12 protein-coding genes and 1 tRNA gene are annotated in these 15,913 nt (G+C 55.8%); 11 read left to right on the forward strand and 2 right to left on the reverse strand.

Annotated elements, in window-relative coordinates:
- Positions 1–10 precede the first annotated feature (10 nt).
- The 11 genes from tagH to MY052_RS08880 are packed head-to-tail and all read left to right on the forward strand — an operon-like array spanning position 11 to position 14,429.
- Entirely contained in the window at positions 11–1,288 is a 1,278-nt protein-coding gene (gene tagH / locus MY052_RS08830; protein ID WP_248538602.1) for a type VI secretion system-associated FHA domain protein TagH, read from the forward strand.
- The gene (tssJ, locus tag MY052_RS08835; RefSeq protein ID WP_374044019.1) at positions 1,288–1,818 is read left to right on the forward strand and encodes a type VI secretion system lipoprotein TssJ; all 531 of its coding nucleotides are present in this window, start codon (positions 1,288–1,290) and stop codon (positions 1,816–1,818) included. Before tagH ends, tssJ begins: the two co-directional genes overlap by 1 nt.
- A gap of 2 nt (positions 1,819–1,820) precedes the next feature.
- A complete protein-coding gene (gene tssK, locus MY052_RS08840) occupies positions 1,821–3,164 on the forward strand; it encodes a type VI secretion system baseplate subunit TssK (protein ID WP_202217682.1) in 1,344 nt (447 codons plus the stop codon).
- Positions 3,165–3,168: 4 nt separating this feature from the next.
- The gene (icmH, locus tag MY052_RS08845) at positions 3,169–3,930 is read left to right on the forward strand and encodes a type IVB secretion system protein IcmH/DotU (protein ID WP_248538605.1); all 762 of its coding nucleotides are present in this window, start codon (positions 3,169–3,171) and stop codon (positions 3,928–3,930) included.
- 11 nt (positions 3,931–3,941) lie between these two features.
- Positions 3,942–6,602 carry a type VI secretion system ATPase TssH gene (gene tssH, locus MY052_RS08850; protein WP_202217684.1) on the forward strand — a complete coding sequence of 887 codons (2,661 nt, stop codon included), beginning with the start codon at positions 3,942–3,944 and terminating at the stop codon, positions 6,600–6,602.
- A complete protein-coding gene (vasI, locus tag MY052_RS08855) occupies positions 6,599–7,351 on the forward strand; it encodes a type VI secretion system-associated protein VasI (RefSeq protein WP_248538607.1) in 753 nt (250 codons plus the stop codon). Before tssH ends, vasI begins: the two co-directional genes overlap by 4 nt.
- Positions 7,352–7,356: 5 nt before the next feature.
- Complete coding sequence (tssA, locus tag MY052_RS08860; RefSeq protein ID WP_248538610.1) at positions 7,357–8,763, forward strand: type VI secretion system protein TssA; 1,407 nt, start codon at positions 7,357–7,359, stop codon at positions 8,761–8,763.
- A 20-nt stretch (positions 8,764–8,783) separates the two neighbouring features.
- The gene (tssM, locus tag MY052_RS08865) at positions 8,784–12,314 is read left to right on the forward strand and encodes a type VI secretion system membrane subunit TssM (protein WP_338033449.1); all 3,531 of its coding nucleotides are present in this window, start codon (positions 8,784–8,786) and stop codon (positions 12,312–12,314) included.
- 10 nt (positions 12,315–12,324) lie between these two features.
- Positions 12,325–13,671: a VasL domain-containing protein gene (locus MY052_RS08870; protein ID WP_248538612.1), complete on the forward strand. Its 1,347-nt coding sequence runs from the start codon at positions 12,325–12,327 to the stop codon at positions 13,669–13,671.
- Between the two features lie 24 nt (positions 13,672–13,695).
- Entirely contained in the window at positions 13,696–14,175 is a 480-nt protein-coding gene (locus MY052_RS08875) for an Hcp family type VI secretion system effector (RefSeq protein ID WP_248538614.1), read from the forward strand.
- An 8-nt stretch (positions 14,176–14,183) separates the two neighbouring features.
- Positions 14,184–14,429: a hypothetical protein gene (locus MY052_RS08880; RefSeq protein WP_248538616.1), complete on the forward strand. Its 246-nt coding sequence runs from the start codon at positions 14,184–14,186 to the stop codon at positions 14,427–14,429.
- Here MY052_RS08880 and MY052_RS08885 read toward each other — a convergent pair.
- Both MY052_RS08885 and MY052_RS08895 read right to left on the reverse strand, forming a co-directional pair.
- Entirely contained in the window at positions 14,413–15,174 is a 762-nt protein-coding gene (locus tag MY052_RS08885; protein WP_248538618.1) for a lipoprotein YafT, read from the reverse strand. The two genes, MY052_RS08880 and MY052_RS08885, sit on opposite strands and share 17 nt — an antisense overlap.
- A 639-nt stretch (positions 15,175–15,813) precedes the next feature.
- Positions 15,814–15,889, reverse strand: a tRNA-Asn gene (locus MY052_RS08895).
- Positions 15,890–15,913: the final 24 nt, after the last annotated feature.

A 15,913-nucleotide genomic window follows, 5' to 3' on the forward strand; every position in this document is an offset into this window, starting at 1 on the left:
GGAGCCGCAAATGGCTGAGGAAAAAACGACATCTTCCGGATTATCGCTGACGTTGCAGGTGATGAACGGCAATGAGCTAGAAAGCGGCCGCGCCGCGAAATGTCTGTTTTCCGCTGAGGGTGGAGATATTGGTCATGCTTCCACGTGCCACTGGTCGGTGCAGGACAGAGCTGGTGCAGTTGCCGGTCGCGCCTGCCAGATAGTGCTGCATGACGCCGCGTTCTGCCTGCGTAGTCTGATGCCCGGCGTGATGATTAACCTGGCGGCGGTTGCCACGGATACCGGACTGGTACGTCTGCGTCAGGGCGATGAAATCAGCATTGGCGCGCTGGCGCTGAAAGCCTTTTTACATGAAGGCCGTCGTGTCAGCTATGACGAACAGATGGCCGCGCCGGAAAGCATTGTTAACCACCGTGACAGCCTGACAGAAACGTTGATGTCCACCGAAGGTCAGCCGGATTATTCGGGGCTGCCGTACCGCCATCAGCTGACAGCGACCGTGGCGAACGCCTTTTCCACCGATCCGTTGCAGGTTTTGCAGAGCGAAACTCTCACCACGGCGGCAGCAGGTGCCTTCGGTCAGCCGACCGTACCGCTGTCCGATCTGAAAGCGGGCGGCGGGATCGACACGCCATTTATGGATCTGCCACCCGTGTATACGTCACCGCATGATGAGGCGCTTTCCTCGGCGGAGACGGTGCAACGGCATCTGGCGGTGACGCCGCTGCTCCGTGGGCTGGGCAGTTCACTCAGCGTCAGCAATTCGCAGGATGCGGATGCCTTTCTGGAAGAATCCGGACGTGCGCTGCAGGCGGCCATTCAGGGACTGCTCGATTTGCAGTACAGCCAGAACAGTCTGTCGGATAAACATCTGCGTCCGCTGGAGGATAATCCGCTGCGTCTGAATCTGGACTATGCCACGGTGCTGGAGGTGATGTTCGCCGAAGGAAAAAGCCCTGTACATCTGGCAGCCCCGGCAGCAATCCACGAGAGCCTGCGCAACGTTCGCCATCACGAAGAAGCCAACCGGGCCGCGATTGCCGAAGCGCTGCGGGTGATGCTTGATGCTTTCTCACCACAAAACCTGCTGAAGCGCTTTGTTCAGTACCGGCGCAGTCATGAACTGCGCCGGGCGCTGGACGACGCTGGAGCCTGGCAGATGTACCGCCATTATTACGATGAACTGGCGTCTGACCGCCAGCAGGGGTTCGCGATGCTATTTAACGAGGTGTATGCCCAAGTCTATGACCGCGTGCTGCGTGAAAAGCAGCGGGAACCGGAAGCATGATGAGAGGCAGGTTTGCGTGCGTTCTGCTGTTTATGGCGCTGGTTGGAACGTTAAGCGGCTGTGAGATGAGCAAAAAAATCGGCCAGGTTATCGCCAATCCGGACATCACGGTGGGTGACCTGAAGCTGCAGTCCTCAACGGTGACACTCACGCTGCTGACTGAACCTGATGCCAATATGAACACGGAAGGGGAAGCTGCGCCAGTGGATGTGCAGCTGGTGTATCTGAGCGACGATTCAAAATTTGAAGGAGCGGACTATGACCTGGTGGTGTCCACGCCGTTGCCAGAGGCGCTGGGGAAAAACTATATCGACCATCAGGATTTTACCCTGCTGCCCGATACGCTTAAAACGCTGCCTGACATAGAGCTGGATGCCAAAACGCAATTTATCGGTATTGTCGCTTATTTCTCCGACGACCAGGCAGGCGTCTGGAAGCAAATCGTACCGGTGGAGAACACCGGCCACCACTATCGCCTGCTGGCGCATCTCCGGCAGAACAGTATTGAAATGAAAACCGAGGATAACTGACGATGGCAACCACCAATAACCGCGTGCTCTGGCAGGAGGGGCTGTTTGCACTGCCGCAGCATTTTCAGCAGCAGCAGCGCCATACCGATTATCTGCTGCACGAACGGCTGGACGCGCAGACGGACTTTGCCTGGGGATTTACCGAACTATCTCTGAATACCGAACTATTGGCGCAGGGAAGGGTGATGATTGACAAGGCCGCGGGTTGTCTGCCGGACGGTACGGTATTCCGCATTCCTGACCAGGATCTACTGCCGCTGCCGTTTCAGCCGGGCGAACTGACAACGCCGGAGAGCCACGACATTTATCTGGCGCTGCCGGTCAGTGGCCATAATATCAGCGAAATTCAGGACGTACGCCGTGCCGGGCAGAGTTCAGAACGTTATCGTCTGAGCTATATGGACGTCTGCGACGTGCATACGGAAAACGGTGACGTCCAGCCACTTTCGCTCGGTCAACTGGTGTTCCGCATTGTCAGCGGAGCGGAGGATCTCAGCGCGATGATGGTGCTGCCGCTGTGTCGTATTCGCAGTCTCCGGGCAGGCGGCGGTCTGGTAGTGGATGAGGAATTTATCCCCACCTGCCAGACGGTGCGTGTCAGTCCGATGCTGAACCGTTTTGTCGGTGACGTGCAGGGGATGATCGCCACTCGCGCCGCCGATCTGGCGAAACGAATTGGCTCGCCGGAGCAGAGCGGTATTGCCGATGTGGCCGAGTTTATGATGTTACAGATGCTCAACCGTAGCCAGATGCACTTCACTCACCGTGCTCATCTGCATACTCTGCACCCGGAGACGTTTTACCTGGATCTGGTGCGTCTGCTCGGCGAACTGATGACCTTTACTGAAAACAGCCGTCTGCCGTGTGCGGTCGAACCCTACGATCACCGGGATCTCACACAGTCCTTTAAAACGGTGATCCCCGAACTGCGCCGGGCGCTCAACATTGTTCTGCAACCGCGCGCGCAGAACCTGCCGCTGATCTTTACCGAGGGGGTGTATCTGGCGACGGTCAACGATCCGGGATTGTTGCAGTCCGGGGTGTTCGTGCTGGCAGTCCGTGCCCGGATGCCACATGCGCAACTAATCCTCCAGTTCACCCAGCAGTCTAAAATCGCCGCCACTGACAAAATCCGCAATATGGTCAGCGTTCAGGTGCCGGGTATCCCGCTGCGCGCACTACCTGCTGCGCCTCGCCAGTTGCCGTACCACGATGGCTATGTCTATTTCGAGCTGGAAAAAAGCGGTTCCACCTGGCAGGACGTGTTAACGGCGGGCGCGCTGGCGATGCATATCTCCGGTACTTTCCCGGATCTGGATATGCAGCTGTGGGCAATCAGAGGCTGATTTTATGAGTGAAAAGACGGTCCTTTCGCTGGATGAGCATGATGAAGAAGCCACCTCCCGCCAGTATAAACTGAGCCTTCGCGGCAACAGCCTTAACCCGATGATCGACGCCGCCACGCCGCTGCTGGGGATGGTGATGCGCGTGACCGAGATGAGCGGCAACGCCATGCCTGAGCACCTGTTCACGCAGGTGGTGACGGACGTTCAGGCGGTGGAGCAGTTGCTTCAGGAGCAGGGTTATGAACCTGGCGTGATCGTCTCGTTTCGATACATCCTCTGCACTTTCATTGACGAGGCTGCGCTGGGTAACGGTTGGTCGAATAAAAATGAGTGGATCAAACAGTCACTGCTGGTTCATTTCCACAACGAAGCCTGGGGCGGCGAGAAGATCTTTATTCTGTTGGAGCGTCTGATACGCGAACCTGCGCGTTACCGGGACCTGTTGGAGTTTTTGTATCTCTGTTTTTCGCTCGGTTTTCGCGGGCGCTACAAGGTGGCCGTGCAGGATCAGGGCGAGTTTGAGCAGATATACCGCCGTCTGTATTACGTTCTGCATAAGCTGCGTGGCGACGCGCCATTCCCTTTATTACATCAGGACAAGAAAACCCGAGGCGGGCGCTACCAGCTTATTAAACGACTCACCGTTAAGCACGTCCTGCTCGGCTGCGCTGCCGTGCTGGCGACATTCTATCTGTTTTACCTGCTACGTCTGGACAGCCAGACCCAGGACATTCTTCACCAGTTGAACCGGCTGCTTGCCAGGTAAGGACGCCTTTTATGATCCAGATTGATGTATCCACGCTGGTAAAACGACTGAACCCGTTTTCCCGCCAGGCGCTGGAGATGGCCGCCACGGCCTGTATGAGCCTACAGGCCACCGAAATTACCGTCAGTCATGTACTTATACAGATGCTGGCTATTCCGCGCAGCGATCTGCGCGTCATTATAGAAAAAGTCGCGATTGGTAGGGAAGAACTGGGGCTGGCGCTGACGGTGGAGCACTATGCCACGACGCGCCACGCCGACAGTTACCCGATGTTCTCACCGCTGCTGGTTGAATGGCTGCGTGACGGCTGGCTGCTGGCCTCCGCCGAGATGCAGCAGACCGAACTGCGTGGCGGCACTTTGCTGCTGACACTGTTGCAGTCGGCACACCGCTATGTCCCGCCCGCAGCGGCCCGCCTGCTGACGGGGATCAATCGTGACCGGCTGCGCCAGGATTTTCCCGACTGGACGCGGGAATCTGCGGAGTCGGTAATGCAGAACGGGGAGCAATCCGTATCTGCGGCGCATTCAGAAGACAGTCTGCTGGGACGCTACGCGAAAAACATGACTGAGGATGCCCGTCAGGGACGACTCGATCCGGTGCTGTGCCGTGATAACGAAATTGACCTGATGATCGACATTCTCTGCCGCCGCCGTAAAAACAACCCGGTGGTGGTAGGCGAGGCGGGCGTCGGCAAGAGCGCGCTGATTGAAGGGCTAGCGCTGCGTATCGTTGCAGGCCAGGTGCCGGATAAACTACGCGATACCGATATTATGACGCTGGACTTAGGCGCGTTGCAGGCGGGGGCATCAGTCAAAGGCGAATTTGAAAAACGGTTCAAGGGGCTGATGGCGGAAGTGCTCCAGTCACCGAAGCCAGTCATTCTGTTTATTGACGAGGCGCATACACTGATTGGTGCGGGCAACCAGCAGGGCGGGCTGGATATCTCTAATCTGCTTAAACCGGCGCTGGCGCGCGGCGAGCTGAAGACCATCGCCGCTACCACCTGGAGCGAATACAAAAAATACTTCGAGAAAGATGCCGCGCTGTCGCGCCGCTTCCAGTTAGTGAAGGTTAGCGAACCCAACGCCGCCGAGGCGACCATTATACTGCGCGGTCTGTCGGCGGTGTATGAGCAGGCGCATGGCGTGCTGATTGATGACGACGCCTTACAGGCTGCGGCAATGTTAAGCGAGCGCTACCTCTCCGGGCGACAGTTGCCGGATAAAGCCATCGATGTGCTGGACACCGCCTGTGCGCGGGTAGCGATTAACCTCTCTTCGCCGCCAAAGCAGATTTCAGCGTTAACCACACTGTGCCGCCAGTGCGAGGCGGAAATCCGTCAGCTCGAGCGGGAAATTCGTATTGGTCTGCGAGTGGACACCACACGTCTTGGTGAAGTCCACACGCAGTATGAAACCGCACAGACGGAACTTCAAACGCTGGAAGATGCCTGGCATCAGCAGCAGGCGCTGGTACAAGAGATTATTGCGCTGCGTAAAGGGCTGCTGGAGGAAACTGAAGCGATGGCTGAAGCAGAATCGGCAATTTCTCCTGCTGAACGCCTGGCGCAACTGACCGATGAACTGGACATCCTGCACTGCACACAGTTGTTGGTTTCCCCGCACGTGGATAAAAAACAGATCGCTGCGGTAATTGCTGAATGGACCGGCGTGCCGCTTAACCGTCTGTCGCAGAATGAGATGTCGGTCATCACCGACCTGCCGCAGTGGCTTGGCGACACCATCAAGGGCCAGGATTTAGCCATTAAGCATCTGCACAAGCACCTGCTCACCGCGCGCGCCGACCTGCGCCGTCCTGGCCGTCCGCTGGGGGCATTCCTGCTGGCGGGGCCGAGTGGCGTGGGCAAGACCGAAACTGTGCTGCAACTGGCGGAGCTGCTTTACGGTGGTCGCCAGTATCTCACCACCATCAATATGTCAGAGTTCCAGGAGAAGCATACCGTCTCCCGTCTGATTGGTTCGCCGCCGGGCTATGTCGGTTATGGCGAGGGCGGGGTGCTGACCGAAGCGATTCGCCAGAAACCGTACTCTGTTGTTTTGCTGGATGAAGTCGAAAAAGCCCACCCGGACGTGCTTAATCTGTTCTACCAGGCATTTGATAAAGGCGAGATGGCCGACGGCGAAGGGCGGCTGATTGACTGCAAAAATATCGTCTTTTTCCTCACGTCCAACCTTGGCTATCAGGTGATTGTCGAACACGCAGACAACGCAGAAACCATGCAGGAAGAACTGTACCCGGTGCTGGCCGACTTCTTCAAACCGGCGCTGCTGGCGCGTATGGAAGTGGTGCCGTACCTGCCGCTGTCACGCGACACGCTCGGGACTATTATTGCAGGGAAACTGGCGCGCCTCGACAACGTGCTGCGTTCCCGCTTTAACGCGGAAGTGATAATTGCGCCGGAGGTGACTGATGAAATTATGCAGCGCGTCACCCGCGCCGAGAACGGTGCACGCATGCTGGAGTCCGTGATTGACGGCGATATGCTGCCGCCGCTGTCGCTTTTGCTGTTGCAGAAGATGGCGGCAAACGCAGCGATCACAAAAATAAACCTCGGCGTGGCGGACGGCGAATTTACCGCTGACATTGAAGAAGAGATAGCCGTCAGCGATAGCGTGCCGGAGCAGGAAGCAGAGGATGCTGCCCTGTGAGTCACGCGCACGTTTTCCGGTATATCGCGTTACTGGCAGGGATGACTGTCAGCGCTGCACAGGCCACGGTTCAGCCGGAGCGGGGTGTTCCCGGTATTGCTCTGGAGGCCGCGGCGGCGACGGCGGCAGATATTCGGATCATTACTGGTGCGGATGTACAGGCCCGGGTGAAAGCCATGAACGCCTGCCGGAAAGAGCCTGCTCCGCTAGAGCGGCTTGACTGCTATGACCGCATTCTTGCGCCAGAACAACCGGAGGGCTTTACTCGCGTGCTGACAAAAGCGCGTTATCAGGGCGAGTCCTGGACACGAGCTATTGAACAGGAGAAGCGGCGCACGGATAACGCTACGACGCTGCTGATAAGCGAAAACACCGGTGAACGCCCGACGGTAATTATCACCACTCCCGCCATCGGCAGCCTGCCGCCGCGCCCGGTGCTGGTTTTCTCCTGCGTGGACAACATCACCAGGATGCAGGTGGCACTGACCCATACCCTTTCGGAAAACGATATGCCGGTCAGCCTGGTGACTGAGGGCGGCACGTTTCGTTCGCACTGGTTTGTGCGGGAAAACGGCATGCTGCTGGAATCCAGTCGAGGCCTGACCGGGATTGAAGAAATCAAACATCTGTTCGGCTCAAAAACGCTGACGATTGATACCGGACCGGGAAACAAACTGACCTTTAACATTGACGGACTGGCACAGACCATTGTGCCGTTGCGTGATGCCTGTCACTGGGCAGGGGAGTGACGAATATGGATATACAGAACCCGGAGTTCTGGCTGTCTCACTTGCTGGAAATACTGCCGGAAGAGAAACTGACTGCGAAACTCAGCGATGATAACCCGCAGTGGGAATATATAGACGGTGAAATCGTCAAGCTCGGCTCGCTGAATCATGCGCAGCTTGATGTGCCGGAACTCCAGCGGCAGGGGCTGATGCTTCTGGCTTCAGAAAGCAAGGATTTTCGCCTGGTGGCACATCTTCTGCGTACCTTGCAACACGCGGGGAATCCGCTGCTGGCGCTCAGGATGCTGATGCAGTATGTCGCGCACTACTGGACCACCGGCTGGCCGCAGAACGCCGCGAACAAAGGGCGTTTTGCCAGCCAGATACTGAAACGCTTTGAACCGGGGATCGCCGGATTTGCCGCCGCTTCAGCGCCGGAGCAACGGGACTTTCTGCTGGGCGAGCTGACAAAACTGGCGCAGTGCTGGCAGTCGCATAATATGCCGGAATTGGCCTCCGCGACGGATGATTTATTCGCGTTGTATCAGCGGGCGTTTCGTGACCGTTCTCCTGCAACGGCTACGTCAGTACCATCAATCGTAACAACAGATACCCCGGCCGCCATTTCTGCTCCTTCCGCGCCGGACACCGCTGTCCCTGCGCCGGTGGTGAGTATTGACAGCCACAGTGATAAAGCCTGGCGCGACACGCTGTTGAAAGTCGCCGCCATTCTCTGCGAACGCCAGCCGGACTCGCCGCTGGGCTACCGGCTGCGCCGTCAAGCGCTGTGGCAGACCATCACCAGCGTTCCTCAGTCGGAAAGCGACGGGCGCACGCCGCTGGCGGCAGTTTCCGCAGATATGACGGCGGACTACCGGGCGCGGCTCGCCAGTGCTGATGTGGCGCTCTGGCAGCAGGTGGAAAACAGCCTGCTGTTGGCCCCGTACTGGATGGATGGTCATTATCTGTCCGTACAGATTGCAAAGAGACTGGAGTTCAGCGATGTGGCAGAGGCGATTCGTGATGAAGTGCGTCGCTTCCTGACCCGCCTACCGCAGCTTACTGCACTGAGTTTTAACGACCACACCCCGTTTATCAGCGACGCCACCCGGAAGTGGCTGGCGGATGAACCTACAAAGAGCACAGGCACAGTGATGGACGGTGATGAATTAACACAGCAGGTCTGGCAAAGCTACCGAGAGCAGGGGCTTGAAGCCGCGCTGGTGCTGGCGGAACAGCAGCCGCAACACTCGCCTCGCCGGCGATTTTACAACCAGTTTTTGACGGCGCAGCTTCTGGATGCGTCCGGTATGGCACAGCTGGCGCAGCAGCACTACCGGATGCTGTTTAAGGCGGGCTTGCAAACCATGCTGTCCGATTGGGAGCCGTCGCTGCTCAAGCAGCTGGAAGAAAAACTCACGCAGGAACAGTGAGATAAAAACAGGAGCGTTTTGTGTTCAGAATACCCACACCCCGTGTCCCCCGTCTGTTCAGCGGACTGGCTTCCATGCTCAGACCGGCCATGCCCCGATTTAAGATTTCTGTGGCGTGGCTGTTGGCGCTGGTCTGGGTCGTGCTGTTGGTCTGGATCTGGTGGAAAGGTCCGGCATGGCAATTTTATGACGAATCATGGCTGAAACCGCTGTCACACCGCTGGCTGGCCACCACTGTCTGGGGCCTGATAACCCTGGCATGGCTGACCGTCCGGGTCACAAAACGCCTGCAAGAGCTTGAACGGCAGCAGAAACAACAGCGTGAGGAAGAAAAAGACCCGCTCAACCTCGAACTGAACGCCCAGCAGCGCTACCTTGACCGCTGGCTGCTGCGTCTCCAGCGCCATCTCGACAGCCGCCATTATCTGTGGCAACTGCCGTGGTACATGGTTATTGGCCCTAGCGGAAGCGGCAAAACCGCGCTGCTGCGCGAGGGCTTTCCGTCTGACATTATTTACACGCCGGAAGTGATACGCGGAACGGAACAGCGGCTGTATATCACGCCGCACGTCGGTAAACAGGCAGTGATTTTTGACGCCAGCGGTGCGCTGTGCGGAGAGCCGGATGCGGATACGCTGCACCGGCGTTTGTGGGAACACTGGTTGGGCTGGCTGGTACAAAATCGCGCCCGCCAGCCGCTGAATGGCCTGATCCTGACGCTGGACCTGCCCGATCTGCTGACCGCTGATAAGCGTCGCCGCGAAGCGTTGTTACAGATCTTACGCAGCCGCCTGCAAGCCGTGCGCCAACATCTTCACTGCCAGCTGCCGGTCTACATTGTGCTGACCAAGCTAGATCTGCTGGCCGGTTTTTCCCCGCTGTTTACCTCGCTGGATAAGGCAGGGCGCGATGCTATTCTCGGCGTCACCTTTACCCGCCATGCCCATGAGAATGATGACTGGCGTTCTGAGCTGAACGCATTCTGGCAGACATGGGGAGCCCAACTCAATCAGGCTTTGCCGGATCTGATGCTGGCGCAGAACCACCATCGCAGTGCCCTGTTCAGCTTCGTCCGCCAGATGCAAGGGGTCAACGATACGCTGACTGCGCTGCTCGACAGCCTGCTGGACGGTGAAAACATGGACGTGATGCTGCGCGGCGTATATCTCACGTCATCCCTACAGCGCGGGCAGGTGGACGATATTTTTACGCAGTCCGCCGCCCGGCAGTATCAACTGGGTATCAGCCCACTCATGGCCTGGCCTCTGGTCGACACCATGCCGTATTTTACCCGCAATCTGTTTCCACAGACGCTGCTGGCGGAACCGAACCTGTCCGGGGAAAACAGCATCTGGCTGGGTAACGCCCGCCGTCGGATGATGGCATTTACCGCCGCCAGCGCGGTGTTGATTGTGCTGGCGGCCGGTGGCTGGCATCACTATTACAACAGCAACTGGAGTGCGGGCGTCAGGGTGCTGGAGCAGGCCAGAACCTTTATGGATGTTCCCCCGCCGCAGGGAGTAGATGACTATGGCGATCGGCAACTCCCTTTGCTGAACCCGGTACGTGACGCCACTCTGGCCTATGGCGACTGGGGCGATCGCAGCCGTCTGTCTGAGCTCGGGCTATATCAGGGAAGGCGCATCGGCCCGTATGTGGAACAGACCTATCTGCAACTTCTGGAGCAGCGTTATCTTCCGGCGCTTACTAACGGGCTGATAAAGGATTTGGCAACTGCCCCACAGAACAGCGAGCAGAAATTGGCCGCGCTGCGCGTGCTCAGAATGCTGGAGGATAAAAGCGGGCGTAATAACGAAGTGGTGAAACAGTACATGGCGAAACGCTGGAGCGAACGGTTTCACGGCCAGCGTGATACTCAGGGGCAACTGATGGCGCATCTGGACTATGCGCTGCAACACACCGACTGGCACGCGCAGCGTCGGGCGGGTGAAGGGGAGGCCATCAGCCGCTGGACATTATACGATAAACCCGTCATTGATGCGCAGAAAGAACTCAGCAAACTGCCGGTTTACCAGCGTGTGTATCAGAGCCTGAAAACGCGCGCACAAGGCGTTTTGCCTGCCGACCTGAATCTGCGCGATCAGGTCGGCCCGACTTTTGATCAGGTGTTTATCTCCGGCGATGACGACAGACTGATTATTCCACAGCTTCTGACCCGTCACGGGCTACAACGCTATTTTGTGGCGCAGCGCGATGAACTGGTGGCGCTGACGGCGATGGATTCCTGGGTGCTGAACCTGACCGGCAGCGTGAAATACAGTGACGCCGACCGCACGGAGATCCAGCGTCAGCTGACCGAGCAGTATCTCGGTGACTACACCGCCACCTGGCGTGCCGGGATGGATAACCTTAACGTGCGCGAGTATGAGTCCGTCACGGAACTCACCGGGGCGCTGGAGCAAATCATCAGCGGCGACCAGCCGCTCCAGCGGGCATTAACCGCGCTGCGTGATAACACCCATGCCATCGTCCTGCCGGACAAGCTGGATGATAAAGAGCGTGAGGAGGTGCGGAACGCGCCGGACTACGCACTGTTGACGCGCCTCGGCCACGAGTTTGCTCCGGAAAACGGCACGCTGGACGCGCAGAAAGACAAGGAAAGCACAATGCAGGCGGTTTATCGGCAGCTGACGGAGCTGCACCGCTACCTGCTGGCGATACAGAATGCCCCGGCACCGGGAAAATCGGCCCTGAAAGCCGTGCAGTTACGGCTTGACCAGAACAGCAGCGACCCGATTTTCGCCACCCGCCAGATGGCGAAAACGCTGCCCGCGCCGCTCAACCGCTGGGTAGGTAAACTGGCGGATCAGGCCTGGCATGTGGTGATGGTGGAGGCGGTTCACTATATGGAAGTGGACTGGCGCGACAGCGTGGTGAAACCGTTCAGTGAGCAGTTAGCGGATAAGTATCCGTTTAACCCGCGTTCGTCGCAGGATGCGTCATTGGATGCCTTCGAACGCTTCTTTAAACCCGGCGGCGTGTTGGATACGTTCTACACGCAGAACCTGAAGCTGTTTGTCGAGGGGGGCTCGGAGGTGAACGATGACGATGCCGTAGTGATCCGCGAAGACGTGCTGCAACAGCTTGAACGGGCACAAAACATCCGCGACATCTTTTTCAGTCAGCAGAATGGATTAGGCGCGCAGTTTGCGGTGGAAACCGTGTCGCTCTCCGGCAACAAGCGGCGTAGCGTGCTGAATCTAGACGGGCAGTTAGTGGACTACAGCCAGGGACGTAACTATACCGCCCATCTGGTGTGGCCGAACAACATGCGCGAAGGCAATGAAAGCAAGCTGACGCTGATTGGCCTTAATGGCAGCGCGCCGCGCAGCATCAGTTTCAGCGGGCCGTGGGCACAGTTCCGGCTGTTTGGCGCGGGGCAGCTCACCGGCGTGCAAGAGGGCACCTTCAGCGTGCGCTTTAACGTGGACGGCGGGGTGATGGTCTACCGGGTGCATACCGATACTGAAGACAACCCATTCAGCGGCGGGCTATTTAGCCAGTTCCGACTGCCGGATACGCTGTACTGAGGAGACAGGGATGAATAACAACGTACTGACACAGACCATTGTGACCGGTAGCGATCCGCGTGCTCTGCCAGAGTTCGGCGCCATTCGCGAGGAAATCAATAAGGCTAGCCACCCGTCACAGCCAGAGCTTGACTGGAAGTTGGTGGAGTCGCTGGCGCTGGCGATTTTTAAAGCCAGTGGTGTGGATTTGCATACCGCGAGCTACTACACCCTAGCGCGTACCCGCACGCAGGGGCTGGCGGGGTTTTGCGAAGGCGTGGAACTGCTGGCGGCAATGATAAGCCATGAGTGGGACAAATTCTGGCCGCAGAGCGGCCCTGCACGCACAGAAATGCTCGACTGGTTCAATACCCGTACTGGCAGTATTTTGCGACAGCAGTTGTCCTTCACGGAGGCCGACCTGCAGCTGCTGTACCGCATCGAACGGGCGTTGCAGCTTATCTGCGACAAACTCCAGCAGGTGGCACTGAAGAAGATGCCGCGGGTGGAAAATCTGCTGTACTTTGTGCAGAACACGCGCAAACGGCTGGAGCCGCAGCCGAAGAACGCTACGGACACGGAGGCGAAAATCACCGTCAGGACGCTGGTCTATGCCCCGGAAAACGCCGTTGCCGCCATATCGACAGTTGCGGAGACTGTTCCTCCGTTACCTGACCTGCCGGAAATGACGGTGGAAGTTCACCCTCACGCGGCGGGAAACGCACCGCTTCTCAGCGTAAAAGGCTTTGTGGCGGGCGTGACCTGTAGCGCCATTATCGCAGCAGCGCTGTGGTGGTGGCAGGTGTACCCGATGCAGCAACAACTGGCCCAGGTAAACGACATCGCCTTGGGGGCCGCCACGGTCTGGCTGGTATCCCCCGACCTGAACCGCTACGGGCAACGTCTGCAACAGCTTTCGGATGTCTCGCCGCTACAGACGCTAGAAACCGGCATGCAGATGACGCTGACGGCGGACAGCCGCTGGCCGGATAGCCTGCAACAGCAGCAGGCGACCGCGCAGTGGAATGAAACGCTGAAAAACCGTGCGCAGAGTAGTCCGCAGATGAAAGGCTGGCAACAAACCCGCCAGGATTTACGGTCATTTGCCGAACTGCTGGTTCAGCGCGAACGGGCAAAAGAGGGCTTCACACTTTCCTATATCAAGACGGTGGTTTACCAGGCAGAGCGGACGCTGAACCATGAGATGCCGCTGGAATCGTTGTTGACGCAGTACCAGGACGCACAGGGGAAGGGGCAGACGACCGGTGTTCTGGAAAAACAGATTAATGAGCGGCTGGATGGTGTATTAAGCCGCTGGCTGCTGCTGAAAAATAACACCATGCCGGGAACGGCAGCCGGAACACCATCCGGAAAATAATAGCTGAACTAAAAGGAATTTATTATGGCAAATCCAGTTTACCTCACACTAAACGGGCAGCGTCAGGGGCTGATTTCAGCGGGATGTTCATCGCTGGCCTCCATTGGCAATAAAGCACAACTAAAACATCTGGACCAGATTATGGTGATGAGCCTTAATCATGGGTTAAGCCGGGTGCAGAATGTGAATCATCTGATGCTGACATTCCGCAAGCCGGTGGACAAATCCTCTCCGTTACTGAGCAAGGCTATTAGTGAAAATGAATGTCTGACCTGTGATTTTGATTTTTATCGTACCAACCGTTTTGGTATCAACGAAATGTACTACAGGATTAAGCTGTCAACCGCCCGGATAGCAAAAATAGATCTGATCGTTCCTCACACTATTACCAGCACTCAGGGACAACCCGAAGAATCTGTGTCGTTTACTTACGAAAGTATCAGTTGGGAGCACTGTATTGCTGGGACCAGTACGTACAGTTTGTGGGAGGACCGAATTTATTAAGGGAGCGGATGAATAGCGGGACAATCTATTCCATCCGGATTACCGATATTTTTCGTAGACAACATCCGCAGGTGCTGGCGAATATTGAACAGGCAAGCCTGAAGAAAGAGGAAAAAAATTACGGATCAGATACGGGCATGATTTCTGATCCGGTAAAAGAGATAAGCCTGTGGACCGAGCGTTTTTATATCACTGTCTGCCGCCGCAGATTATTGGTGGCAGACGTCATGATAGAGTTTACTGATAGCGGTTGACCAGATCTTTAACCACTGCAGCATAGGTTTTCTGTCTGAGCTGGGTAATTTGCAGATCGGTTACTGCCGTTTTTCCTTTCATGGCAGGCAGAATGCTATATTCATAGTTAACCGGAGACCAGGTGGCCCATTCCCCTGTCGCCACATCTACAAGCGCGAAGCGAACCAGATAGCGCAGTGACGTGGTGTCCTTCAGTTTTTCATTACGGTAATCTGACCAGCGGGTACTTTTTATTGCTGTATCATATGTCCCGGTCTGTAATGTGTCCCAGTAAACAATAATGGCCTTCTGATTGCCTTTTGCAGCAATATAACGCAATGCCTGCATATAATTCATGTTTTCACTGACATCGGTATTCTGCTCTTCATTTTTAACCGACTTATTGCAGGAGACCACTTTTTGTTTATCCGGAATACCGGAGAATGTCGATATCTGGTAATATTTCGCCATTTCTTGCTGCATTAACGTTTCTGGCGCACGATTTCCTGACTGAACCAGGATCACAGCTGCGTTCAATGGAACATGAAAATCTTCCCCATCAAGTGCCGTCTGAATATCTTCTTCCGAAACCGATAATGTGGTTTCGTTACCGAATACATCTTTATCAGTGAGTTGTATCGTGTGTTTACTGACGATGTCTACTGGCATCGGTTTTCCATTTTTTTTTGCATCAATAGGGGAGCGGGAGCATCCCGTTAACAGTAATGTTAACGCACATGAAAATATCACTAATCTGATATTCATTTTTATATTCCTTTATTTCATGATAACTTGCTTTTAACAAGACGAAACACCCTATTATTATAGCTTTCTGGTGGTTTTGTATATACTTAAATAAGTATTTACTTCTTCAATGAATGTTGTATTAATTATGTATTTTCCCTATTTTTAAATTTTGTAATGAATAGCGCTTGTACTTTAAGATGAAATACAAACTATGGAAAATAAGAAAGGAGAAGTTATGAATACTTTCCCCTGCTACAGTAATAATGCTTCTATACCACTCTGGCTTACCATTGACGAAGCACTTGAGGTTGTTAACCGGCAAACAGGAGTGAATATTATGGTCAGTGAAGGGGGGATGCCCTGGGGGGCTGGATGTCACTACAACTACACTCCAGCCTGACGCAACGGTCTTGCCTCAGAGAGTGAAATGAGGGGATAAGCACCGAGACTGATGCGGGATTTTTTGCCGCCAAAACGATACTTGAGATATCACAAACGCAGGCAGCCCGGATTGACTAGCAGACTTGAATCGTATGAATCAGAGAGTTTTACAGGATGTGGAGGAGAAAACAGATGAGCATCGGCAAGGATTTTCACGCTAACTTACTGAAACCTAATTATATAGGTACTTCCATAGTACGCCTGAAAACAAAAATTTGGCTCCTCTGACTGGACTCGAACCAGTGACATACGGATTAACAGTCCGCCGTTCTACCGACTGAACTACAGAGGAATCGTGTGAACGGGGCGCATATTA

This window comes from Kluyvera ascorbata, from assembly GCF_023195735.1.
GTDB lineage: Bacteria > Pseudomonadota > Gammaproteobacteria > Enterobacterales > Enterobacteriaceae > Kluyvera > Kluyvera ascorbata.